The sequence below is a fragment of the Streptococcus ratti FA-1 = DSM 20564 genome, from assembly GCF_000286075.1.
Taxonomy (GTDB): domain Bacteria; phylum Bacillota; class Bacilli; order Lactobacillales; family Streptococcaceae; genus Streptococcus; species Streptococcus ratti.
This window is the reverse complement of sequence record NZ_AJTZ01000005.1, coordinates 1,340,795-1,364,244: the sequence shown is the minus strand read 5'-3', so window position 1 is coordinate 1,364,244 and position 23,450 is coordinate 1,340,795. Positions and strand designations below refer to the sequence as shown.

The following is a 23,450-nucleotide window of genomic DNA, read 5'->3' as shown; positions in this document are numbered from 1 at the left end:
GCTGTTAAAATTACAATGCAAAAAGATTGGCTGAACAACACTGTTGCATGTTAAGGACAGCCTATTTAGGAAGAGAACATCTTGTTAGCCATTCTGGAAATCATGATTTACAAGGGATTATAAATGATGCTAAACAAATTGCCAGTGTGAAAGTATTGGTTGCTATCTAGTAAAGTAAAGAAAAATTTTTTCAAATAAGGCTTTAACGTTCGATTCTGCTTAAATCGGACTTTTTTGTTACAATAGAAAGCGTATAGAAATGGAGAAATGTTTATGACACGATTACAAGATGATTTTTATCATGCAGTCAACGGCGAGTGGGAAAAGACTGCAGTCATTCCTGCTGATAAACCGCGCACCGGTGGCTTTTCGGATTTGTCGGATGAGATTGAAGATTTAATGTTAGAGACCACTGATAAGTGGCTGGCAGGACAAGATGTTCCCGATGATAGTATTTTGCAAAATTTTGTGAAATTTCATGGTCAGGTAGCGGACTATGAGAAACGTGAAAAAGTGGGTGTGGCACCTGCTTTGCCGCTCATTGAGGAATACCAGAATCTGTCGTCTTTTGCAGAATTTGCTTCCAAAATCGCTGATTATGAGCTGGCGGGTAAACCCAGTGAACTGCCCTTTGGTGTAGCCCCTGACTTTATGAATGCCCAAATGAATGTTCTTTGGGCAGAGGCACCGAGCTTAATTTTGCCTGACACAAGCTATTATTCAGAGGATAATGAAAATGGCAAGGAGCTGCTTGTTAAGTGGCGTGCCATGCAGGAAGAATTGCTGCCGAAGTTTGGTTTTGAAACGGCAGAAATCAAGGAGCTTTTAGATAAGGTGATTGAACTGGATGCCAAATTGGCTCAGTATGTGCTTTCCAGCGAAGAGACTTCAGAATATGTCAAGCTTTATCATCCTTATGACTGGGCTGATTTCACCAAATTGGCTCCGGAGCTGCCCTTGGATGCGATTTTTACACAGATTCTGGGTCAAAAACCTGATAAGGTTATTGTTCCTGAGGAACGTTTTTGGACGCAATTTGCAGCTGAGTTTTATTCAGAAAGCAATTGGGAACTCTTAAAAGCGAGCTTAGTTCTTGCTGCGGCTGGTGCTTGGAATTCTTACCTGACGGATGATATTCGTATCCTTTCTGGCAGCTACAATCGGGCTCTGTCGGGAACACCGCAGCCCATGGACAAGAAAAAAGCAGCCTTTTATTTGGCGCAAGGCCCCTATAATCAAGCTTTGGGACTCTGGTATGCTGGTGAGAAGTTCTCTCCGGAAGCGAAAGCTGATGTGGAAGCTAAAGTGGCGACCATGATTGATGTTTATAAGGAGCGTCTGAGTAAGACGGACTGGCTGGCGCAGGAAACGCGTGATAAGGCCATCACTAAGCTCAATGTCATCACACCCCATATTGGCTATCCCGAGCAATTGCCTAAGACCTATGCTCAAAAAATTATTGATGATAAGCTGACTTTGGTCGAAAATGCCCAAAATCTGGCTAAAATTTCCATTGCCTACAGCTGGAGCAAGTGGAACAAGCCTGTTGATCGCAAGGAATGGCATATGCCGGCTCATATGGTCAATGCCTATTATGATCCGCAGCAAAATCAGATCGTCTTTCCGGCAGCCATCTTACAGGCGCCGTTTTATTCGCTGGAGCAGTCGTCGTCTGCTAATTATGGCGGTATTGGTGCGGTCATTGCTCATGAAATCTCTCACGCTTTTGATACCAATGGTGCTTCCTTTGATGAAAACGGCAGTCTTAACAATTGGTGGACGGATGAGGATTATAAGGCCTTTAAAGAGCGTACAGATAAGGTGGTTGAACAGTTTGACGGGCTTGATTCCTACGGTGCTAAAGTAAACGGCCAGCTGACTGTGTCTGAAAATGTTGCTGATTTGGGCGGCTTGGCCTGTGCTTTAGAAGCGGCTAAAAAAGAGGCTGATTTCTCAGCCCGCGATTATTTTATTAATTTTGCGACCATCTGGCGGATGAAAGCTCGTCCGGAGTACATGCAAATGCTAGCTGCCATTGATGTCCACGCTCCTGGTAAATTAAGAACCAATGTTCAGGTTGCTAACTTTGATGACTTCTTTACAGCCTTTGATGTTAAAGAAGGAGACGGTATGTGGCGTGATAAAAATGAGCGCGTGATTATTTGGTGATTTGTTTCGACAAATCTGTTTACTGTTTTCTGTGCGAGGGCATGTAAAAAAGCAGAGTCCTAACAGCTCTGCAATAGCTTACTTATTAAATGAGACCGGATGCATCCGGTCTCATTTTTGCAGTTAAAGCCAATCAGTCGTTTATTCGATATCCAGAGAAACTCGGTGCTTAGGTGCTGGGAATAGCTGGTTAAGACGCTCCAACTGATTAGGACTGAGGTGAATGTCTCGGCAGGCGACAAGTTCCTTCATGTGCTTTAGCTGCCCTGTTCTTGGAATCGAAATCATATTGGGCTGGGCCAGCGTAAAGACAAGCAGGAGCTGGTAAATGTTGATATTTAGTTCATCTGCCAGTTCAGCCAGCTCCTTATTATCAAGGAGTTTTCTTTGTAGCGTTCCAGCCTGAGCTAAAGGGCAGTAAGCGATGGTTGGAATACTGTGCTGATCCTGAAACGGCTTTAAGCAGTATTCAATGCCGCGGGAACCTAGATGATAGAGCACTTCATTGGCCTGACAGTTTTTTCCGTCAGGAAGAGCTAGCAATTCCTGCATATCTTCTAAATCAAAATTGGAGACTCCCCAAGAACGGATTTTGCCTTTGGCCTTCAGCTTTTCCAGCTCAGCAACGGTTTCAGCCAGCGGCGTGCTGCCGCGCCAATGATAGAGATAAAGGTCTAAGTAGTCCGTCTGCAGGGCTTTGAGCGAGGTATCAAGACTAGTCTCCATACGTTTTTTGTTGGCGTTTGTGGGAAGAACCTTAGAAATGAGATAGAGTTTCTCACGTTCAAAAGGTTTGATGGCCTTGCCTACAAGCCTCTCGGCAAGACCGTGGCCGTACATTTCGGCAGTATCAATGATAGTTACACCTTTATCCAGAGCATACTGCAGAGCTGCCAGCTCTTCTTTTTCAGAATCAGGATTTTCTCCCAAAAACCAAGTACCGATTCCTAAGGTCGGCTGCAATAATAACGTATTTTGCATGATAAACTCCTCCAATCAAGGTGTTTTAAACTGCCTAGGAGCAGAATTTCAATGAAGATGTGAAAGCTTCTATGACTAAAGTCTAACATAATCTGTCCGCAAAGGGCATGGTATAGAGACTAAAAATTATTTTTGAATTTTATAAAGGATAGAAGCGAGCTTTAGAACAAAAAAGTCAGACAGTTTTCTTGGATCATGCCCAGTTTTTTCGGTAATCTTGTTGAGTTTGTACTGGACAGTATTCTTATGAATAAAAAGGTTTTCAGAGCATTGTTTGATGCTGCCATTGCAGGCTTCATAGGTATCTAGAAGCGGGATCATCTCATCGATTTCTTTTTGGGACAGCTGGGCAAAGATTTTATCCAGAAAATAGTTCTTGTTAATGTCAGAAACATTGTGCAGGATCAGACCGTATTCCATATCGGTAAATAGCAGTTCTCTTTTTTGATAGAAGGTCTTGTTCCAGCTTAGGGCGGTCTTGGCTTGGAGGATACTCTGTTTTAATTCTTCCTTGCCCCGTCCAGAAGTTCCGACTCCAAATAGAAGGGTCATACGGTATTTCTTTTCGATAATTTGGGCGATTCTCCGAGTAATCTTGGAAATAGCCTGCGGGCGCTTATCCTGCAGAAGGGCTAAAATCATATTGCCGCGAACCTCAAAGATTGTTTTGCCATCGCCCAATAAGAGTTCCAAATCCAGATAGACATTGGATATATCATCAAAGTACTGCTCAGGAAAATTGTCACTGGGCAAACCGACAATGGCAGTGTATTCTTTGGAAGAGAGGTTGATGCCGTAGAGCATCTCAACTGAAAAATTATCATTGGGGCTGTCATCGCTTTGGATATAATCCAGGATATTCTTATGGGCGTTGCGCCTGTTGTAAACCAATTCTTTAGCAGCATTGTTAAGGATAAGAATCTTGGTCATTTCCTTAATGATTTGGCCAAATTGAGAAACTTCTTCTTTTTTACCGGTAATTCCGATGACACCGACGATTTGATTGTCAATGTCAACCGGAAGATTGATGCCCTGCTTAGCGCCTTGGTACTGATTGTCAAATTCGATGACAATGGGCTGGTTTTTTTCAAGAACAAACTGAGCTCCTTTGTGATTGACTTGTCCAATGCGGCTGGGATCCGTGCTGGCAATAATAATCCCGTCTGTCGAAAAGAAATTTAATTCCTGATGAATAATTTCCTTCATCCGGGTAAGAATGTCCTGAACAACGCTTGCTTCGATCATAAAGCTTTCCCCCTTAACATGTAAGCACTAAGGTCATTATACTATTTTTTTCTTTGGTTTTTGTAATAAAAATGATTTATTTAACAAAAATACTCTTATCGCTTGTTTTAAAACGGGATAATTTTTTTGACTAGACCAATTTTAAAAAGTAACTTAAAACATGGTCTTGACAGCAAAAAATGCTCTGCTGTCATTTGTTTTATTGGTCTGGAAAAAAAGGAAGGGCTGTTTGTTAAGTTTGCTAGCAGGGCAGCTATCATAAAATAGTGCAGTATGTTACACATACCATAAAAAGACCGGTAAAAGTGAGCCAAACTCTAGCTTGTGAAACGTTGAACATAAGAATGTGAGTGTGCTATTATGAAAAAGCCGATACTAAGATGGACAGAAAAAACTTCTGATTGGCTCGAAAGCAGAGTTAGAGCCAGCCTTAGTCAGTTTTTCGGGACTGTCCGTTCTTAGCCAGCATTTATTAATGGGAGTTAATAACAATATGAGGCTGATGCAGCTGGGTTTTAAGTTACTCAGCCTCTCAATTGGTATTTGCTCATGCTATTTCATTTTTATCAAAGGAGTTCATTATGGACAGTGGATTAATTAGTTTACTGGGCATCCTGCTTGCCCTGGCTTTCTTGATTTGGGGATCATATAAGCAGTTTCCGATTCTTATTTTGGGTCCTGCTGCCTCTATCGTTGTTATTCTTTTGTCTGGTCTGCCACTGACAAAAACGCTGACAGATGAGTATGCACCGGCATTCGCTGATTTTGCCAAAGATAATTTTCTGATTTTCCTTCCGGCGACTGTTCTTGGCTCTATGCTGGGGGACTGCGGTGCCGCTCAGGATATTGCCAATAAAATTGCTGAGTGGTCTTTGAAAATGGGCAGTAAAAATGCTAAATTCTGGGTTTTGATGGGACTTTCGCTGATTACGGCTATTCTTTCATTTGGTGGTGTAAGCGGTTTCGTTGTTATTTTTACAATTGCTCCAATCTGCTTCCGTATTTTTAAGGAATTGGATATTCCCTGGCATTTTATCATTGCTGTTGCGGTTTACGGAGGTTCAATGTGGACAGCTATTCTGCCAGGATCGCCGGCTATTCAAAATTTGATTCCAATGGAAACACTGGGAACAAAACCAACTGCGGCACCAATGCTGGGTATTATTGCTGCCGGAGTGTCTATTATCTTTGGTGCCTGGTATATCTGGTGGATGCTCAAACGCAATGAAAAACGCGGGGAAGGGTTTGAAAAGACCGGTCACAAGATGGAAGAGGCTTCACAAATTTTAGCCTTGAAAGCTATGGATAAAAAGACAACTAACTGGGACTTTGTCAAAGCGCTTCTGCCATCTATTACCCTGATTGTTGCTATGAATGTCTTTAATGTGGCTCCTTATCTTTCTTTGACCATAGGATGTTTGGTCTGTTTTGTCTTTTACTATAATAAATTTGTTAATTTCAAAAACACGATGGCTGATGGTGTCAATTCAACCATGAAGTCTATTATGAATGTTGCAGCCGTTGTTGGCTTTGGCGGTATCGTTGCAGCGGCACCGGGCTTTGAATATTTGGTTGATAATTTGGATAAGATTCCTGGCCCGCCGCTGATTCAACTTGCTGTTGCCACTAACTTGGTTGCTGGTATTACCGGTTCGGCTTCAGGCGGTGAAGCTATCTCACTCAATGTCTTTGCTCCGCGTTTCTTGAAACAGGGTATCAGCGCAGATGTGCTGCACCGTATGGTTAATATCTCTTGTTACGGTTTGGATTCCCTGCCGCACAATGGTTCGGTTATCAATCGTCTCAACTACACCCATTTGACACATAAGGAAGGTTACTACCACGAATTCTGGCTGGGAGCTGCCTTTCCGCTGGTTAACTCTATTTTCATTGCTGTTATTGCATCTATGGGGATTGTTTAGAATTAATCAAAGGAGAAGAATATGGGTAAAGCACCAAAAGTCATTGACATGACTGTTTATCCGGTAGCCGGTCATGACAGTCCACTGTTAACGCTGAGCGGCTGCCATGCTCCCTATTTCACGAGAAATGTTGTTGTCTTAAAAGATGACAGCGGCAATCTCGGTATCGGAGAAATCCATGGCGGAGAGCATATCACCAAACAGCTTGCGAGCTATAAGCCTTTTGTCCTTGGTGAGCGAGTCAGTGAATACCGCAAGGTTCTGACGAATATTCGCCGTAGTCGTGAAAGGGCTGTGCAAGATACTGGTGAAGGATTGCAGCAGTTAGATCTCTCCAACTTAAAATTTGTTGTCCAGTCTGAGGCTGCCATTGAATGCGCCATGCTGGACCTACTGGGGAAATTCTTAGAGCTGCCTATCGCTGCCTTGTTGGGTGAAGGCGGCATCCAGCGGGAAGCTGTGGAATTCTTAGGTTATCTCTTTTATTCAGCAGATTCCCATAAAATCGATCTGCCTTACGAAAAAGGCGATAGCGGCGGTAGCTGGGAGTTGCTGCGCCGAACTGAAATGATGACTCCTGAGGCTATTGTCAGACAGGCACGTGTGCTCAAAGACAAGTATGGTTTTAATAATTTTAAATTAAAGGGAGGCGTTTTAGCCGGCGAAGAAGAAATGAAGGCTGTTGACGCCTTGAAGACAGCTTTCCCGGATGCTCGTATTAATATTGATCCTAATGGAGCCTGGACACTGGAAGAGGCAATTGCCCTGACACAAGATCGTAAAAATGTGCTGACCTATATTGAGGATCCTTGCGGTCCGGAACAGGGCTTTTCCAGCCGTGAAATTATGGCAGAATACCGTGACGCAACGGGAATTCCTGTTGCTACCAATATGATTGCGACCAATTGGCGTCAGTTCCACCATGCTGCGGCTCTGCGCAGTGTCAATATTGTTTTGGCAGATCCGCATTTTTGGACCTTAAACGGCAGTGTTCGCATGGCCTATCTTTTGAACGAGTGGGGACTGACTTGGGGATCACATTCCAATAATCATTTTGACATTACTCTTGTGACCTTTGTACAGGTTGCAGCGGCAGCTCCGGGCAACATTGCCCCGGTTGATACACACTGGATCTGGCAGGACGGCGAGTCCTTGCTTAAAGAGCCGCTCAGCTTTATTGATGGGAAAATCAAGCTTCCGGATAAACCTGGCTTAGGTGTTGATATTGATTTAGATAAGCTGGAAAAACAAAATGCTCTATACCATCAAATGGATTTTAAAGACCGTGATGATACCATTGCCATGCAGTATCTGGAAGAAGGTTGGCAGTTTGATCCCAACCGGCCGGTCTTTTGTCATCGCTAAATGTGAGGGTTGATTATATGATAGATAAAATTACAAAAGTTGAGGTGAAATTAATTCGTGTTCCTCTCAAAAAGCCTGTCAGTGATGCCAAGGTTATTCAAGGCAAACAGACACCGCTAAAAGAAGTTATGATTACAGCGGCGATTGTTGAGACAGAAGGCGGCTATACAGGTCTGGGCTACACTTATTGCAAACGAAACGGCGGCCCTGCTCAATACGCCTTAGCTAAAGAATATGCACCGTTGTTGCTGGGGCAGGATCCTAATGATATCAGCCGCTTATGGAATAAATTACTGTGGTCTAGTATTTCGATTGGCAATACTGGTGTCGCTGTTCAAGGAATCACGCCTTTTGACATTGCTCTGTGGGATATTAAGGCTAGGCGTGCCGGCCTTCCTTTAAGTAAGCTTTTGGGTCAGTATAAAGAATATGTCCCTTGTTACAATACAACGGGCGGTTTCCTGCAAGATACGATTGAAGAGGTCATTGCCCATGCACAAAGTGTGCTGGAGCAGGGCATCGGCGGTGTAAAAATTAAGGTCGGCCAGCCGGACTATAAGGAAGATGTCAGACGTGTAGCAGCTTTGAGAAAAGCGCTGGGTGACGATGTGCCTATTATGATCGATGCCAATCAGCAGTGGGCTGTCTCAACGGCACTTAAGGCTGGCAAATATTTTGACGAGTACAATCTCGTTTGGTTTGAAGAACCTGTGACCTGCCATGATGTTGAAGGACATCTGCGTTTATCACAAGTTCTGGGGACACCGATTGCAACAGGCGAAATGCTGACGAGTTATGAAGAAGGTCTTCCTTTCTTTGATAGACGTGCTTTTGATGTCTGTCAATTAGATGCACCGCGTATCGGCGGTATTACACAGTTTCAAAAAGTGCTCCAGCGGGCTGAAGAAAATCATTTGGTGCTGGCACCTCACTACAGCATGGAGCTCCATTTACCACTGACAGCCTGCTATAGCGGCGATGTTTGGGTAGAACATTTTGAATGGTTTGAAACAGTCGGTCTCTTTGAAGAAAAGGTAGCGTTAGTTGATGGTAAGATGAAGGTGCCGACACGTCCGGGTCTGGGGCTTACGCTCAACCAAGATGTTTTGCCGGACTTACAAGTAGATGCTCAGGTGTTCCAATAAAGTATCAGCTAGAGAAAGTAATTTTGGAGGATAAAAAATGTCAGTGCCTACAGTTGTTAAAATGGATGTTTATCCAGTTGCTGGATATGATTCCATGTTATTAAATCTAAGCGGAGCTCACGGTCCTTACTTCACGCGCAATGTGGTAATTTTAGAAGACAGTTCAGGCAATCTGGGTGTCGGTGAGGTTCCTGGTGGCCAAAAAATTACCGATACCTTAGAAAGGGCTAAAGACTTAGTTGTTGGCCACAGTATTGGAGAATATAAAAACATCGTTAAAGAAATTGGCGAGAAATTTGGTCAGCTTGACTCAGGCGGCCGCGGTCTCCAAACTTTTGACCTCCGGACTGCTGTCCATGTTCAGACAGCAGTAGAAACGCCTTTGCTTGATTTGCTGGGGCAGCATCTTCAAGTGCCAGTAGCTGCTTTGTTAGGAGACGGACAGGTTCGAGAAAACGTGCCTTTCTTAGGCTATCTCTTCTACATCGCCGACCCTAATAAAACAGATCTTCCTTACTTACAAGGAGATGATGATTCTGATGACTGGGGCCGTCTGCGCCGCAAGGAAGCAATGACGCCTGAAGCTATTGTTGATTTGGCCAAGGCTGCCTACAAGCGCTATGGTTTCAAGGACTTCAAGCTTAAAGGCGGCGTTTTGGAGGGTAAGGAGGAAGCTAAAGCTATTAAAGCTTTGAAAGAAGAATTTCCAAATGCCCGTATTACGCTTGATCCAAATGGTGCTTGGTCATTGAAAGAAGCTATTGAAATCGGCAGGGATTTAAAAGGCATTGCTGCTTATATTGAAGATCCTTGCGGGGCTGAAGATGGTTTTAGCGGCCGCGAAGTTATGGCTGAGTTTGTAAAGGCGACCGGCATTCCAACAGCTACCAATATGGTTGCGACAGACTGGCGGCAGATGCAGCATTCGGTCGCTTTGCACTCTGTAACCATTCCGCTTGCGGATCCGCATTTTTGGACCATGCAGGGTTCTGTCCGTGTTGCTCAGATGTGCCATGATTTTGGCATGACTTGGGGCGTTCACTCCAACAATCACTTTGATATTTCCTTAGCCATGGTAGCTCATGCTGCGGCAGCAGCGCCAGGTGAAATCAATGCCTGCGACACGCATTATATTTGGCAGGACGGGCAGGCTCTGACAGAAAATTCTCATGTCATCAGGGATGGTGTTATCCATATCGCTAAGGATTCTGCCGGTTTAGGAATCAAACCCAACTTGGAGGCCATCAAAAAAGCCCATCAGCTCTATGTTGACAAAGACCTTGGTGCACGTGATGATGCAGCTGCTATGCAGTATCTGATTCCGGGCTGGACATTTGACAATAAAAAGCCAAGTTTAGTAAGATAGGAGAAACTCAGTGTTTAAGAGAGAAAATGTAAAAGGAATTGTGGTTCCGATTATTACCCCTGTTGATGATGATGAAAATATTGATGACACCAGACTGAGAAAAATTGTTAATCATGTCATTGAAAATGGGGTGCATGGCATTTTGGCTTTTGGCAGCAATTCAGAATTTTATATGTTCGAGCCGGATGAAATGTTCCGTGCCCTGGATATCATGCTGGATGAGGCAGCTGGCCGAGTTCCAATTTATTTCGGTATTGGAGCCATTCGTACTCGGAAATGCATTGCATTAGCTCAGGAAGCTGTTAAGCGGGATATAGCTGCAATTTCAGTTCTCAATCCGATGTTTATTAAGCCGACAGCGAAGGCTCTGTACCATCACTTTAAAGCTATTGCTGACAGTGTTCCTGATACAGCCATGCTGCTTTATAATAATCCAGGCCGCTCTGGCTACACTATTCCGCTGGATATTATTGTCCGTTTGGCCCATGATGTGTCAAATATTATTGGTATTAAGGAATCAAGCGGAGATATCACTTTTTGCAGCGAGCTAATCCGTCAGACTCAGGATGTCAACTTCCGAGTGCTGACAGGTAAAGATACAGTTGTATTTCCGGGGCTTTGTGTAGGTGCTGTCGGCAGTGTCTGCTCCACAGCCAATATGTATACCCGCTTGGTCAGCAGTATCTATGATTATTATATTACTGGAGATTTAGAAAAATCTCTGGAAGCTCAGTTTAAATTAAATCCCATCCGTTTGTCTCAGGATGCGGCGAGCTTTCCGGCAGCAACCAAGGATATGGCCAACCTTATGGGAATGGATGTGGGCAAATCCATCCTGCCGACTGAAGCGACAAGCGGAGCAGCATTAGAAAAAATGAAAGAAGAAATGCGTAAGGGTGGTTTTCTTCCATCTGATGAGTAAAATTAGCAGGAGGTGTGAGTATGGGGAAAAGAATTGTCATTGCATCAGATTCCTTTAAAGGCAGTGCCAGTTCTAAAGAAGTTGGAACCTATATCTCTGAGGGCATCCATAGCTTGTATCCTGATTATGAAACAAAAGTTTTTTCCATAGCTGATGGCGGTGAGGGCACTGTTGATGCTATTCTCGATGTCAATCAGGGTGAGAAGGTTACGGTTAGTGTTCGAGGGCCGCTTGATTCCCTTGTCGATGCTTCCTATGCTATTATTGATGACGGGAGAACAGCTGTTTTAGAAATGGCAGCAGCATCCGGTATTACCCTAGTTGATTCAGGTTCTTTAGATATTATGAAGGCTTCAACCTACGGTACTGGTCAAATGATTAAAAGTGCTTTAGAGCATGGCGTTGAGCGTATCTATATTGGTATTGGCGGTTCAGCAACCAATGATGGCGGTATGGGAATGGCAGCAGCGCTTGGTGTGAAGTTCTTTGACGCACAGGGAAAAGAATTAACTGCAAATGGTGAAAATTTGAGTAAAGTAGCCAGTTTGGACGCATCTGCTACAGAAGGCTGTTTTGATTCTGTGGAGCTGATTATTTTGTCTGATGTTACCAATCCGCTCTGCGGCAGCAATGGGGCAACAGCGATTTACGGTCCTCAAAAAGGAGCCAGCGAGGACTTGATAAAGGTTCTGGATGAAGGACTTGCTAATTTTGCTCAGGTAATTAAGAAGACTTTGCACAAGGATATCAAGGACGTCCCCGGTGCGGGAGCCGCAGGAGGTCTCGGTGCGGGCTTGATGGCCTTTTTGAACGGCCAGTCTCAGCGTGGCATTGATAAAATCCTTCAAATGATTCATATCGAAGAGGACATTAAAAGAGCCGACTTGGTCATTACCGGCGAAGGCCGCATGGATGGACAGTCAATTAATGGCAAAGCTCCTATCGGCATTGCAGCCATTGCTAAAAAATACGGTGTCCCTACGGTAGCGATTGTGGGCAGCCGTTCTTTAGAACTGGACGAAGTCTATCATCAAGGAATAGCGGGTGTTTTTGATATTGTTAACCGTCCAATGACTTTGGATGCGGCGATGGCTGACACCCGATCTTTGGTATTATCAGCCAGCCGCAATCTTATCGCCTTATTTGGTACGTTGACCAAATAAAAAAGCCTGCTGCTTAATAATTATAGTATACATACTATTTATCTGGAAATAAGGGTTTGTTAAAATGTAAAGTAAAGAATTCAGAAAGGGATGTCAATAAAATGAAAATTGGATTTGTCGGATTAGGTATTATGGGAAAACCAATGGCTATCAATTTAATCAAGGCTGGTCATGAAGTCTATGGTTTTGACTTTAATCAATCCAGTCTCGATGCTTTGACAGCAGCTGGCGGCCATACTGTTGCAAGCGGTAAGGATGCTGCTCAAAAAGGTGATATTGTTATCACCATGCTGCCAAATTCACCGCATGTGAAAGCGGCTCTGTTTAATGAAAACGGGATTGCTGAAGGCTTAAGTGCTGGTCAGACGGTCATTGATATGAGCTCTATTTCACCAGTAGCCAGCAAAGAATTTCATGATAAGTTAAAAGAACTGTCTGTCTCTTTCTTAGATGCTCCTGTGTCTGGCGGTGAACCTAAGGCTATTGACGGGACCATCGCTGTTATGGTCGGCGGTGATGAAAGCGTCTTTGAACAATATAAGGATGTTTTGCAAGCTATGGCCAGCAGCGTCACTCTTGTCGGTGAAGTCGGTGCTGGCAATTTGACGAAGTTAGCTAATCAAATGATTGTTGCGGTCAATATTGCCGCAATATCCGAAGCTTACTCTTTGGCTAAGAAAGCTGGTGTTAATCCATCGCGGGTTTATGAAGCTATTCGCGGCGGTTTGGCCGGCTCGACTGTCATGGATCAAAAATCACAGAAAATCTTTGATGGTGATTTTACCCCGGGCTTCCGCATTGATTTGCATATTAAGGACTTGCAAAATGCTTTAGATGCTTCACACTCCTACAATGTGTCAACACCGTTCACTGCGCAGGCTATGGAGATCCTGCAAGTGCTTAAAGCTCATGACTACGGTTCAGACGATCATTCAGCAATTGCGCGCTATTATGAATTAGTAAATGGCCAAAAATTGCAGTAGCCGCTTCTTGTAAGAGTTAAAAACTGAGATGAAGGCAGTATCTTCTCTCAGCAGCAAAAAATACGATGATGAGACTTGTTTCTTTATTGCGCAGGAAGCAAGTCTTTTAAATACTGCAAAGTGTTCTTTTTGTTATAAAAGGCGGTGCTGTTTTGGCTATAGCTGCTCTGCTGGTGGCATTGAGGGGCAGAGGTTTTCAGTTCTTAAAGCTGCATGGGATCATTTCATGCTGGCTGATTGGCTGTCTGGTAAAAAACGTTTTGATCATTATAAAAATGAGGCTGAGACAAAAGCGTCTCAGCCCTGAACTTTATATTGTGGTAATAGTGTGAGGTAGCGGTTGGGGTAGGGCTGCATCATTGAGTTGATAGTTACCGGTTTTGCTTTCCCGCTTATTTTGATTGATAGGATTCTTGAGCGCAGCGTAAAGGTTCTTAAATCTTTTTGCTATTTTTTCACAATAAGGTCGACAGCCTCTTGAATGCGTTCCTCTTGCAAAGCGGGATTGTCACTGGGTTCTTCAATAATCTGAGTGATTTTGCTGGCGATGACTAGTCCCATTGTGCGATTAATGCTGGAACGAACGGCTGAGAGCTGGGTGATGATGTCGATACATTCTTGCTCTTCTTCCATCATTTTTTGGATACCCCGTAACTGTCCTTCGGCTCGTTTTAGGCGATTGATAATATCTTTTTGTTCTTTTTTCATGATTTTATTATACCAATCAGGGGTATTTTTGTCAAAATCCAAAACAATTGACAAATGAAATAAGCTTATGTTAGTATTTGGATATACCCTTCAGGGTATTTAAAAAGAAAAGGAGAAGCTATGCTTGAATTATTCAAAAAACTGTTTCCTTCTTCGGGAAAAAGCATTACAGCTGCCGAATTAGAGGATATTTTAGCCAAGAAAAAAATTACCTTGCTAGATGTCCGGGAAGCTAATGAATACCGGGGTGGGCATATTAAAAGTGCGCGCAATTTTCCGCTGCAGGATATTCATACCTATCAAGGGAAAAAAGCTGAGCCGATTTATGTTATTTGTCAATCTGGGATGCGCAGTAAGCGGGCAGCAAGTGTATTAAGCCAAAAAGGCTATGAGGCCATTAATATCAAAGGTGGTATGATGTCCTATAAAGGAAAAACTATATAAATTGGAGGACAAAGTCATGAAAATTGTTATTATTGGCGGTGTAGCTGGCGGTATGTCAGCAGCTACACGTTTGCGTCGTTTGATGGAAGATGCTGAAATTATTGTTTTTGATAAGGGACCCTATGTATCTTTTGCCAACTGCGGCTTACCTTTTCACGTTTCAGGAGAGATAGCAGAGCGCTCCAATTTGCTGGTACAGACACCAGAGCAATTGAAAGCTCGTTTTGAGTTGGATGTACGTCCTGAAACAGAAGTTCTCTCGATTGATCCGCTTAAAAAAGAAGTGATTGCTGTGTCAGATGGTCAGGAATATAAGGAAAGTTACGATAAATTGATTTTATCACCAGGTGCCAACCCCTTTATTCCGCCGATGACAGGTCTAGATGAGGCAGAAAATGTCTTTGTGCTCCGTAATATTCCTGATTTGGATAAAATTATGGCAGGCTTGGACGGTCTTGCTGCCCGTAAGGCAACTGTTATTGGGGCTGGCTTTATCGGTCTTGAAATGGCAGAAAACCTTGCTAAAAAAGGTTTAGATGTGACCATTGTTGAAAAGGCGCCTCATGTCCTGCCGCCGTTGGATGAAGAAATGGCAGCTTATGTGCAGGATGAATTGATTAAAAAAGGCGTTGCCGTCTATACCAAACAATCTGCACAGGCTTTTTCTGAAAAAGGTCAGATTATCGTACTGGAAGATGGCACAGAACTGCAGTCTGATCTTACCATTCTTTCTGTTGGTGTGCAGCCTGAAAATAACTTGGCTAAGTCAGCAGGAATTGCTTTAGGCTTACGCGGGGGCATCTTGGTAGACGAGCACTACCAAACCAATCAGCCGGATATCTACGCTGTAGGGGATGCGATTGTTGTGAAACAGCAGCTTACATCAGAAGATGCCTTGATTTCCTTAGCCAGTCCGGCCAATCGTCAGGGCCGGCAAGTGGCAGATATTATCGCTGGTTTACCGCGTCAAAATAAGGGAAGTATTGGAACTGCTATTGTCCGTGTTTTTGATTTGTCAGCAGCTTCGACGGGCCTGAGTGAGCGGGTCGCCCGCCAGCATTTTGAAGATGTGGCCGTTGTTCATACAACTGGAAATGACCATGCTGCTTATTATCCCGGTGCGACCTCCATTACTCTAAAATTAATTTTCAATCCAAAAACTGGTGCCATTTATGGAGCTCAGGCTGTTGGACAAAAGGGTGCTGACAAGCGTATTGACATTTTGGCGACAGCTATCAAGGGTGGCTTGACTGTCTTTGATTTGCCAGAGTTAGAATTTACCTACGCTCCGCCGTTTGGTTCTGCTAAGGATCCTGTTAACATGATTGGTTATGCAGCAAGTAATTTGGCTGAAGGGACGAGTAATAGTGTTCAATGGTATGAATTAAAGGATGAATTGGCGGCAGGCAAAGTTCTGCTTGATGTTCGGACAGCCTCTGAACTTGCTGACGGCCGTTTCCCCGATGCACTGGCTATCCCGCTTGATGAGCTGCGGGAACGCTTAGGTGAACTAGATAAAAAGAAAGCTTACATTGTGAGCTGTCACAGCGGTCTGCGTTCTTATCTCGCAGAGCGTATCTTAAAACAACATGGCTTCAAGGTACAAAACTTAGACGGAGCTTATTCACTATATAATATGGTTAGACCGGAGGAAATAAGCCATGATTAAAGTTGTTGATATCAAAGCAATTAAAGAAGATTTAGAAGCAAAAGCTTTCAATTTAATTGATGTGCGTGAAGCAGATGAATTTGCGGCAGGCCGCGTTCCGGGTGCAGTTAATCTGCCCTTGAGTGAATTAGCCAGCCGTTACCAAGGATTAGCGGCAGATAAACCTTATCATATCATCTGCCAAATGGATACCCGTTCTGCACAGGCCTGTGCCTTTCTGGACAGTAAGGGATATGATGTCACCAATATTAGCGGCGGAACAAGTGCCTGGATGGGTGCCTTAGAACAATAAACAAGATACCATTTAAACAGGTGCCGCTGCCTAGTAAGAGGACAGACGAAAAAATATGATGAGACTTGTTTTTTTGGTATGACACAGAAAACAAGTCTTTTTAATTGCTGAATGCTCGCTTTGTTATAGAAGGTGACATGTTTTTAGCGAGTTTTTGACCATAGAAAAAGAGGCTGGGATGAATGAACTGCATCTCAAAAGTTAGTTTTTGTCTAACTTTTGGGAACAATACAAACTTCCCCCCTCTTTTTAACTATTGAAGTATAACGGCATAACAGAGACTGACTTGAGGCTCGATCCGGGCAGCAGTCTTTCTTAATCAGCTGCTATACAGGTGTGCATAAAATTATTGGCAGTTAAACATCTGCCCCAGAAGCCAAGCATTTTGCTGCTGTTAGTCAGTTATTACTGACAGCTGCCTGTGGATGGTATCAATAGTTACCTGAGCACCGATGGTAAAGGTAAAGAGCGGCTGCGTATGTGCAAAATCAAGGTCATACATTACAGGGACTTTTTTAAGGATTGGATGCTTATCAAGAATAAAGCGTAAAATATCCTCAGTCATTTGTGCTTCTTTAGGGAAGCGCCCAAAGACAACTGCCTGCGGATCCGGATAGACTTGCAAAAGAGCAGCCAAATTGCGGGCAACTTCTGTATAATGCTCTTCCTCAGCCCCTTCTAAAAAGAGAACATAGTTTTCTGGTTTGGGGGCGAATTCTGTTCCGCGCAAGAGTCCAAAAGTAGACAGATTTCCGCCGATGATGGTTCCCTGAGCCTTGCCGTCATTATAAACTTTCCACTCAGTCGGCTTAAAGTGGCGCGGTTGGCTGGGGTCGTACCAAGCATCATCGGACCATCCCCTGCTGGGAACGAGGCTGTAAGAATGTCTGGTCACAGCATTGAGCCACATCCTGCTTTGGTAGTCCTGACCTTCATCCATTTTAAAACTCGAATAAGAAGGTCCCATATAGGTCTCCATGCCGGTTTTAGCATAGATAGCATTTAAAAGAGCAGTTGTATCAGAATAACCGCAGATAATTTTAGGGTGTTTTTTGATTAAATCATAATCCAGATAAGGCAGGAGTTCGTTGGCATTAAACCCTCCGATAGTAGCTAAAATAGCATGGACATGACTGTCTCTAAAGGCATCGTGAATGTCAGAGACACGGCTGCTGATAGAACTGGAATTAAGCAGGTCATTTTCCATGTAATTGTTAGAAAAGGAAACTGTAAAGCCTAATTTTTCCAAACTTCTTTTAGCAGATAAATTAGCCTTGAATCCTCCTAAAAGTTCAATAGAGCTTGATGGACTGACAATCCTGATGTGGTCGCCGTAAGTTAATTTTCTCATAAATTGATTTGTATCCCCCAAACTGTTTGATAAAACAGACAAAAGAACTCCCAGGAAGGCTGGGAGTTCTCAAACTAAAAGGCGGTAGACGGATTTGAACCGACGATCAAGCTTTTGCAGAGCCGTGCCTTACCACTTGGCTATACCGCCGTAACAGTAATTATTCTACCTTAAATTTGCCTGTTGGTCAAGTAAAATTCCCTTGCATTTTGTCCTTAATTTTGTTATGATAGTAAAGTCGCAGAAATGTGATAATACTCATCTTAGATGAATTGTGGTCTGGTTGCCTTTTTAGGTTAGGCTGCAAGCTGAAGTCTGAGAGAGGAAAAAAACATTACAAAGGAGAAATACTCATGGCAGTTATTTCAATGAAACAACTTCTTGAGGCTGGTGTTCACTTTGGGCACCAAACACGCCGCTGGAATCCTAAGATGGCTAAGTACATCTTCACAGAACGCAACGGAATTCACGTTATTGACCTGCAGCAAACAGTTAAATTAGCTGATCAAGCTTACGACTTTGTTCGCGATGCAGCAGCTAACGATGCGGTTATCTTGTTCGTAGGGACTAAAAAACAAGCTTCAGAAGCTATTAAAGAAGAAGCTGAACGCGCAGGACAATTCTACATTAACCATCGCTGGCTGGGCGGAACTTTGACCAACTGGGACACTATCCAAAAACGTATCGCTCGTTTGAAAGAAATCAAACAAATGGAAGCTGACGGAACGTTTGAAGTGCTTCCTAAGAAAGAAGTGGCCCTTCTTAACAAACAGCGTGCCCGTCTTGAAAAATTCTTGGGCGGAATCGAAGATATGCCTCGTATTCCAGATGTTATCTACATCGTTGATCCGCATAAAGAACAAATCGCAGTTAAAGAAGCTAAAAAACTGGGTATTCCGGTTGTTGCTATGGTTGATACCAACGCTGATCCAGATGACATCGATGTTATCATCCCAGCAAACGATGACGCTATCCGTGCCGTTAAATTGATCACATCTAAATTAGCTGATGCTGTTATTGAAGGCCGTCAAGGTGAAGACAGTGTTGAAGCGGTTGAAGCAGAACTTGCAGCTGATGATACACAGGCTGACTCAATTGAGGAAATCGTCGAAGTTGTTGAAGGTTCAAACGAAGACTAAGTAATAGACGAATAGGTAAAAAGTTTTGTTTTTACCTGTCTTTGCTCATAATAACGTAACCTAAGGGGCGGGGCCTAGCCCTCCCCTTTTATACTTAAAATTGGAGGAATGATCATGGCAAATATTACTGCAGCTCTTGTTAAAGAATTGCGTGAAAAAACCGGTGCCGGTGTAATGGATGCTAAAAAGGCATTGGTTGAAGTTGAAGGCGATATGGAAAAAGCAGTTGAGTTGCTGCGTGAAAAGGGTATCGCTAAGGCAGCGAAAAAGGCTGACCGTGTTGCTGCTGAAGGTTTGACAGGTATTTATGTTAATGGCAATGTTGCAGCTATCGTTGAAGTTAATGCAGAAACAGACTTTGTGGCAAAGAATGCTCAATTTGTTGAATTGGTCAATGAAACAGCAAAAGCTATTGCTGAACAAAAACCTGCTAACAATGATGAAGCACTTAAAGTAACCTTGGCTTCAGGTGAAACTTTAGAAGCTGCTTATGTCAATGCGACAGCAACAATCGGTGAAAAAATTTCTTTCCGCCGCTTTGCCCTTGTTGAAAAAGCAGATGCCCAAGTCTTTGGGGCTTACCAGCATAATGGCGGTAAAATTGGTGTTGTCACAGTGCTCGAAGGTGCAGATGAAGCTCTTGCAAAACAAGTAGCGATGCACGTAGCAGCAATGAATCCAACCGTTCTTTCTTACAAAGAATTAAGTGAAGAATTCATTCACGATGAATTGGCTCAAATGAACCATAAGATTGAACAAGACAACGAAAGCCGTGCCATGGTTGACAAACCAGCGCTTCCACTTCTTAAATACGGTTCAAAACTGCAGTTAACTGATGAAGTTATTGCGCAAGCCGAAGAAGACATCAAAGCTGAACTTAAGGCTGAAGGCAAACCAGAAAAAATTTGGGATAAAATCATTCCAGGTAAAATGGCGCGCTTTATGCTTGATAATACTAAGGTTGACCAACAGTATACATTGCTGTCCCAAGTTTACATTATGGATGACAGCAAGACTGTTGAGGCTTACCTTGAATCAGTAAATGGGAAGGCCATTAGCTTTGTCCGTTTTGAAGTTGGTGAAGGTATTGAAAGAGCTGCTAATGACTTTGAAAACGAAGTTGCAGCAACAATGGCGGCTGCCTTGAACAACTAAGAGTTTATTTTAATGGCGCTTTAAGATGGGCTGTCAAGGTTTATCTTAAAGTGCTTTTTGCTTGCCTGCATAAATTCTAACAACACCAGCGGCTAAAACGTTTTTCAAAGGGTGTTTGACATATCGATTTGCAGAAGGCTTCTAGATTTATGAGGCAGCTGTTACGATTGCAAATCATTTTTTAAAGAATGAGTCAGACATGACTGCATCCGCATTAGCTGAAAAATAATGTCATCCATAAGGTTATAAATAAGGAAAAGAGCAAGACCGTTTCACTTCCAAGGCTCTTGCTTTCCAAAAGTATGATTTTTCGGTATAATAAGGTCAGTTATAGTCAAAGTGACTGGGAAGGAGTCGATATCATGACATCAAAAAATACATCTGACAGTATTGAAGAATATATTAAAAAGATACTGGCTCAGTCTGGTTTTGCAGAAATTAAGAGAAGTGCTTTGGCGGACAATTTCAGTGTTGTTCCCAGTCAGATCAACTATGTCATTAAGACGCGCTTTACTGAGAGCCGCGGCTACCTTGTTGAAAGCAAGCGCGGTGGCGGCGGCTATATTCGAATTGCCAAGATTCATTTTTCAGACCAGCATCAGATGCTTAACAATCTGGAAGCAAACATTGGTGAGCAAATCAGTGAGCAGGTTTTCGCAGATATTATTCAGCTGCTCTTTGATGAAAAAATTATCAGTGAGCGTGAGGGAAATATTATTTTGTCGGCTGCCGGAGATGAAGTTCTAGGTGCAGACAGTCCTAAAATCCGTGCCCGCATGCTTCGCAAGATACTACAACGTTTAGACAGAAAAGGATACCATCTATGACCGATTATTCATTGAAAATGCAGGAAGTTTTCCGGCTGGCTCAGTTTGAAGCTGCCCGCTTTGAAAGCTCCTATCTTGAAAGCTGGCACGTCCTTCTGGCCATGGTTGAAATTGACAGTTCGGTAGCCGGCCTGAGCTTTGCTGAGTTTGAAAACGATGTCCAGTTTGAAGATTATCAGACAGCAGCCATCTTAGCGGTTGGCAGAAGTCCCAAGAAGCCAAGCGGAGAGATTACTTTATTGGAGCAGTCAAATGCTTTGAGCAGAACCTTATCGGAAGCTTACGCAATCAGTCAGGCAACTCATGCGAAAGAAGTCGGAACAGAACATGTCTTATTTGCCATGCTGCTCAATCCTAATTTGCTGGCAACACGGATTTTAGAGTTAGTCGGCTTTCAAATCAAGGACGACGGCGAGTCTGTCCGCCTACTTGACTTGCGCAAGGCTGTTGAACGCTATGCAGGTTTCTCAAAAGAAGATATCAAAGCCATTTTTGAAATGCGTAAGCCTAAGAAAAACAAGAATAACAGCAATTTCTCCGACTTAATGAAACCGCCCAGCATGACAGGCGAACTGGCAGATTTCACACGGGATCTGACCGATCTGGCCCGCAAAGGACGTTTGGAGCCTGTTATTGGCCGGGAAAAGGAAATCTCGCGCATGATTCAGATTTTAAGCCGCAAGACAAAAAATAATCCTGTCTTAGTTGGTGATGCTGGAGTTGGAAAAACAGCGCTGGCTTACGGACTTGCCCAGCGTATTGTAGACAGCACGGTGCCTTTTGAACTGGCCGATATGAAAGTCTTGGAACTGGATATGATGAGTGTTGTAGCCGGAACACGTTTTCGCGGAGACTTTGAAGAGCGTATGAATCAGATTATTGCGGATATTGAGGCAGATGGGCACATTATCCTCTTTATTGATGAACTGCATACTATTATGGGCTCAGGCAGCGGAATTGACAGCACTTTGGATGCGGCTAATATTCTTAAACCGGCTTTGGCGCGAGGCACCCTCAGAACCATTGGCGCAACAACCCAAGAAGAATATCAAAAGCATATTGAAAAGGATTCTGCCCTGTCCCGCCGCTTTGCTAAGGTAACCATTGAAGAGCCGAGCGAAGAAGAAGCATATCAAATTTTGCTTGGCTTAAAGAAAAATTATGAAGATTATCATCATGTGACGATTTCTGCTGCTGCTGTCAAAACAGCAGTCAGAGCAGCCCACCGCTACTTGACCAGCAAGAATTTGCCTGATTCGGCTATTGATTTGTTGGATGAGGCCAGTGCGACAGTGCAGGGATTGGTGAAAAAAGAGCCCCCGGCCTTTCTGACAGACTTGGATCAAGCCATTATTGATAAAGATATAGCTGCTGCCCGCCGTTTATTGAAAAAGGAAGAAAAGCCTCTGCTTAAAAAACGCATTTCAGTCAGCGAAGATGCGATTTTGGAAACTTTGAGCAAGCTTTCTGGGATTCCGGTAAGTAAACTGACTCAGGCAGACAGCAAAAAGTACCTCAATCTGGAAAAAAACTGCATAAGCGTGTTATCGGTCAGGATACAGCGATTTCTGCGGTGAGCCGTGCCATCCGCCGGAATCAGTCCGGTATTCGAATGGGAAAACGACCGATTGGCTCCTTTATGTTTCTGGGGCCTACAGGCGTCGGTAAGACGGAATTGGCCAAGGCTTTGGCAGAAGTCCTCTTTGATGATGAATCGGCTCTCATTCGTTTTGATATGAGTGAGTATATGGAAAAATTTGCTGCTTCGCGCCTTAACGGAGCCCCTCCGGGCTATGTCGGCTATGAAGAAGGGGGAGAGCTGACTGAAAAAGTTCGCAACAAACCTTATTCTGTGCTGCTCTTTGATGAGGTTGAAAAGGCTCATCCGGATATTTTTAATGTTCTCCTGCAAGTACTGGATGATGGGGTTCTGACCGACAGCCGCGGCCGCAAGGTTGATTTTTCAAATACGATTATTATTATGACTTCAAACCTTGGAGCAACAGCTCTTCGTGATGATAAGACAGTTGGTTTTGGAGCTAAGGATTTTTCTCAGGATTATAAGGCCATGGAAAGTCGTATTTTAGAGGAACTAAAAAAAGCTTATCGCCCTGAATTTATCAACCGTATTGATGAGAAAGTTGTCTTTCATAATCTTAGCCAGGAAAATATGCGTGATGTTGTCAAAATTATGGTGCAGCCATTGGTTAGTCATTTGGCCGAACAAGGTATTGTTCTGAAATTCCAAAGCTCAGCGCTCAAGCATTTGGCGCAGATAGGCTATGATGCTGAAATGGGTGCACGGCCTTTGCGCAGAACACTTCAGACAGAAGTAGAAGATAAGCTGGCAGAACTCCTTCTTTCAGGAGAATTAGCCAGCGGACAAACGCTGAAAATTGGTATTCAAAAAGATAAGTTGAAATTTGATATTTCTTAAGACCGTCTCTTTTGAGAGGGTCTTTTTGTTTGCTAAATCGACCGCAGTCTTTTGCTGTAATTGAAATATTCTTCTTTTTAATCATTATAATTAAAGCGCTTGTGTTACATAAAAGATAAGAAAATTTATAAAAAAAGCGCTTGGTTTAAAACAAAGTTTCAAAAGAT

The 23,450-nt window shown here is 43.4% G+C and carries 18 protein-coding genes, 1 tRNA gene and 1 pseudogene; 15 read left to right on the top strand and 5 right to left on the bottom strand.

The window, feature by feature from the left end:
• Positions 1–273: 273 nt before the first annotated feature.
• Complete coding sequence (locus SRA_RS08405) at positions 274–2,169, top strand: M13 family metallopeptidase (protein ID WP_003089802.1); 1,896 nt, start codon at positions 274–276, stop codon at positions 2,167–2,169.
• Positions 2,170–2,310: 141 nt separating this feature from the next.
• Here SRA_RS08405 and SRA_RS08400 read toward each other — a convergent pair whose 3' ends face one another.
• Together SRA_RS08400 and SRA_RS08395 are read right to left on the bottom strand one after the other, a co-directional pair.
• Positions 2,311–3,150, bottom strand: coding sequence for an aldo/keto reductase (locus SRA_RS08400; RefSeq protein ID WP_003089800.1), 840 nt, complete (start codon positions 3,148–3,150; stop codon positions 2,311–2,313).
• A gap of 126 nt (positions 3,151–3,276) precedes the next feature.
• A complete protein-coding gene (locus SRA_RS08395; protein ID WP_003089795.1) occupies positions 3,277–4,395 on the bottom strand; it encodes a CdaR family transcriptional regulator in 1,119 nt (372 codons plus the stop codon).
• A 581-nt stretch (positions 4,396–4,976) separates the two neighbouring features.
• Here SRA_RS08395 and SRA_RS08390 point away from each other — a divergent pair.
• From SRA_RS08390 to garR, 7 genes are all read left to right on the top strand, one after another.
• On the top strand, positions 4,977–6,317 hold the full coding sequence (locus SRA_RS08390) for a GntP family permease (protein ID WP_003089791.1): 1,341 nt from the start codon (positions 4,977–4,979) through the stop codon (positions 6,315–6,317).
• Between the two features lie 21 nt (positions 6,318–6,338).
• The gene (locus SRA_RS08385; RefSeq protein ID WP_003089789.1) at positions 6,339–7,682 is read left to right on the top strand and encodes an enolase C-terminal domain-like protein; all 1,344 of its coding nucleotides are present in this window, start codon (positions 6,339–6,341) and stop codon (positions 7,680–7,682) included.
• Positions 7,683–7,699: 17 nt separating this feature from the next.
• Positions 7,700–8,827, top strand: coding sequence for an L-talarate/galactarate dehydratase (locus tag SRA_RS08380; RefSeq protein WP_003089788.1), 1,128 nt, complete (start codon positions 7,700–7,702; stop codon positions 8,825–8,827).
• 37 nt (positions 8,828–8,864) lie between these two features.
• On the top strand, positions 8,865–10,193 hold the full coding sequence (locus SRA_RS08375; protein WP_003089786.1) for an enolase C-terminal domain-like protein: 1,329 nt from the start codon (positions 8,865–8,867) through the stop codon (positions 10,191–10,193).
• Positions 10,194–10,203: 10 nt separating this feature from the next.
• On the top strand, positions 10,204–11,115 hold the full coding sequence (locus tag SRA_RS08370; RefSeq protein ID WP_003089783.1) for a dihydrodipicolinate synthase family protein: 912 nt from the start codon (positions 10,204–10,206) through the stop codon (positions 11,113–11,115).
• Between the two features lie 20 nt (positions 11,116–11,135).
• Entirely contained in the window at positions 11,136–12,278 is a 1,143-nt protein-coding gene (locus tag SRA_RS08365; protein ID WP_003089780.1) for a glycerate kinase, read from the top strand.
• Positions 12,279–12,379: 101 nt separating this feature from the next.
• Positions 12,380–13,261 (top strand): 2-hydroxy-3-oxopropionate reductase, encoded by an 882-nt coding sequence (garR, locus tag SRA_RS08360; protein WP_003089778.1) that lies wholly within the window; start codon positions 12,380–12,382, stop codon positions 13,259–13,261.
• Between the two features lie 447 nt (positions 13,262–13,708).
• Here the strand turns inward: garR and SRA_RS08350 are convergent, their stop codons facing one another.
• The gene (locus tag SRA_RS08350) at positions 13,709–13,969 is read right to left on the bottom strand and encodes a metal-sensitive transcriptional regulator (protein ID WP_003089774.1); all 261 of its coding nucleotides are present in this window, start codon (positions 13,967–13,969) and stop codon (positions 13,709–13,711) included.
• A gap of 120 nt (positions 13,970–14,089) precedes the next feature.
• On the opposite strand from SRA_RS08350, the gene SRA_RS08345 reads away from it, so the two are divergent.
• Genes SRA_RS08345 through SRA_RS08335 form a run of 3 tightly spaced genes read left to right on the top strand, consistent with a single transcriptional unit; the run spans position 14,090 to position 16,374 of the window.
• Positions 14,090–14,413 carry a rhodanese-like domain-containing protein gene (locus SRA_RS08345; RefSeq protein WP_003089773.1) on the top strand — a complete coding sequence of 108 codons (324 nt, stop codon included), beginning with the start codon at positions 14,090–14,092 and terminating at the stop codon, positions 14,411–14,413.
• 16 nt (positions 14,414–14,429) lie between these two features.
• The gene (locus tag SRA_RS08340) at positions 14,430–16,082 is read left to right on the top strand and encodes an FAD-dependent oxidoreductase (protein WP_003089771.1); all 1,653 of its coding nucleotides are present in this window, start codon (positions 14,430–14,432) and stop codon (positions 16,080–16,082) included.
• Positions 16,075–16,374, top strand: coding sequence for a rhodanese-like domain-containing protein (locus tag SRA_RS08335; RefSeq protein WP_003089770.1), 300 nt, complete (start codon positions 16,075–16,077; stop codon positions 16,372–16,374). The genes SRA_RS08340 and SRA_RS08335 overlap by 8 nt, the downstream gene beginning before the upstream one ends.
• Before the next feature lie 394 nt (positions 16,375–16,768).
• Here SRA_RS08335 and SRA_RS08330 read toward each other — a convergent pair whose 3' ends face one another.
• Positions 16,769–17,725, bottom strand: a complete 957-nt coding sequence (locus SRA_RS08330; RefSeq protein WP_003089768.1) for a S66 family peptidase — start codon at positions 17,723–17,725, stop codon at positions 16,769–16,771.
• 79 nt (positions 17,726–17,804) lie between these two features.
• Positions 17,805–17,875: transfer RNA gene (locus SRA_RS08325), tRNA-Cys, on the bottom strand.
• Positions 17,876–18,078: 203 nt separating this feature from the next.
• Here SRA_RS08325 and rpsB point away from each other — a divergent pair.
• The 4 genes and pseudogenes from rpsB (at position 18,079) to SRA_RS08305 (ending at position 23,283) form a co-directional block, all read left to right on the top strand.
• On the top strand, positions 18,079–18,864 hold the full coding sequence (gene rpsB, locus SRA_RS08320) for a 30S ribosomal protein S2 (RefSeq protein ID WP_003089767.1): 786 nt from the start codon (positions 18,079–18,081) through the stop codon (positions 18,862–18,864).
• Between the two features lie 114 nt (positions 18,865–18,978).
• The gene (tsf, locus tag SRA_RS08315; protein ID WP_003089765.1) at positions 18,979–20,019 is read left to right on the top strand and encodes a translation elongation factor Ts; all 1,041 of its coding nucleotides are present in this window, start codon (positions 18,979–18,981) and stop codon (positions 20,017–20,019) included.
• A 362-nt stretch (positions 20,020–20,381) separates the two neighbouring features.
• The gene (locus SRA_RS08310; protein ID WP_003089764.1) at positions 20,382–20,846 is read left to right on the top strand and encodes a CtsR family transcriptional regulator; all 465 of its coding nucleotides are present in this window, start codon (positions 20,382–20,384) and stop codon (positions 20,844–20,846) included.
• A pseudogene (locus SRA_RS08305) lies at positions 20,843–23,283 on the top strand (ATP-dependent Clp protease ATP-binding subunit). Before SRA_RS08310 ends, SRA_RS08305 begins: the two are co-directional and overlap by 4 nt.
• Positions 23,284–23,450 lie beyond the last annotated feature (167 nt).

What these genes read in the sequence shown, in the direction of transcription:
- SRA_RS08405 (WP_003089802.1), top strand. Translation starts at nt 274, where the DNA reads ATGACACGATTACAAGATGATTTTTATCATGCAGTCAACGGCGAGTGG.
- SRA_RS08400 (WP_003089800.1), bottom strand. Translation starts at nt 3,150, where the DNA reads ATGCAAAATACGTTATTATTGCAGCCGACCTTAGGAATCGGTACTTGG.
- SRA_RS08395 (WP_003089795.1), bottom strand. Translation starts at nt 4,395, where the DNA reads ATGATCGAAGCAAGCGTTGTTCAGGACATTCTTACCCGGATGAAGGAA.
- SRA_RS08390 (WP_003089791.1), top strand. Translation starts at nt 4,977, where the DNA reads ATGGACAGTGGATTAATTAGTTTACTGGGCATCCTGCTTGCCCTGGCT.
- SRA_RS08385 (WP_003089789.1), top strand. Translation starts at nt 6,339, where the DNA reads ATGGGTAAAGCACCAAAAGTCATTGACATGACTGTTTATCCGGTAGCC.
- SRA_RS08380 (WP_003089788.1), top strand. Translation starts at nt 7,700, where the DNA reads ATGATAGATAAAATTACAAAAGTTGAGGTGAAATTAATTCGTGTTCCT.
- SRA_RS08375 (WP_003089786.1), top strand. Translation starts at nt 8,865, where the DNA reads ATGTCAGTGCCTACAGTTGTTAAAATGGATGTTTATCCAGTTGCTGGA.
- SRA_RS08365 (WP_003089780.1), top strand. Translation starts at nt 11,136, where the DNA reads ATGGGGAAAAGAATTGTCATTGCATCAGATTCCTTTAAAGGCAGTGCC.
- garR (WP_003089778.1), top strand. Translation starts at nt 12,380, where the DNA reads ATGAAAATTGGATTTGTCGGATTAGGTATTATGGGAAAACCAATGGCT.
- SRA_RS08350 (WP_003089774.1), bottom strand. Translation starts at nt 13,969, where the DNA reads ATGAAAAAAGAACAAAAAGATATTATCAATCGCCTAAAACGAGCCGAA.
- SRA_RS08345 (WP_003089773.1), top strand. Translation starts at nt 14,090, where the DNA reads ATGCTTGAATTATTCAAAAAACTGTTTCCTTCTTCGGGAAAAAGCATT.
- SRA_RS08340 (WP_003089771.1), top strand. Translation starts at nt 14,430, where the DNA reads ATGAAAATTGTTATTATTGGCGGTGTAGCTGGCGGTATGTCAGCAGCT.
- SRA_RS08335 (WP_003089770.1), top strand. Translation starts at nt 16,075, where the DNA reads ATGATTAAAGTTGTTGATATCAAAGCAATTAAAGAAGATTTAGAAGCA.
- SRA_RS08330 (WP_003089768.1), bottom strand. Translation starts at nt 17,725, where the DNA reads ATGAGAAAATTAACTTACGGCGACCACATCAGGATTGTCAGTCCATCA.
- rpsB (WP_003089767.1), top strand. Translation starts at nt 18,079, where the DNA reads ATGGCAGTTATTTCAATGAAACAACTTCTTGAGGCTGGTGTTCACTTT.
- tsf (WP_003089765.1), top strand. Translation starts at nt 18,979, where the DNA reads ATGGCAAATATTACTGCAGCTCTTGTTAAAGAATTGCGTGAAAAAACC.
- SRA_RS08310 (WP_003089764.1), top strand. Translation starts at nt 20,382, where the DNA reads ATGACATCAAAAAATACATCTGACAGTATTGAAGAATATATTAAAAAG.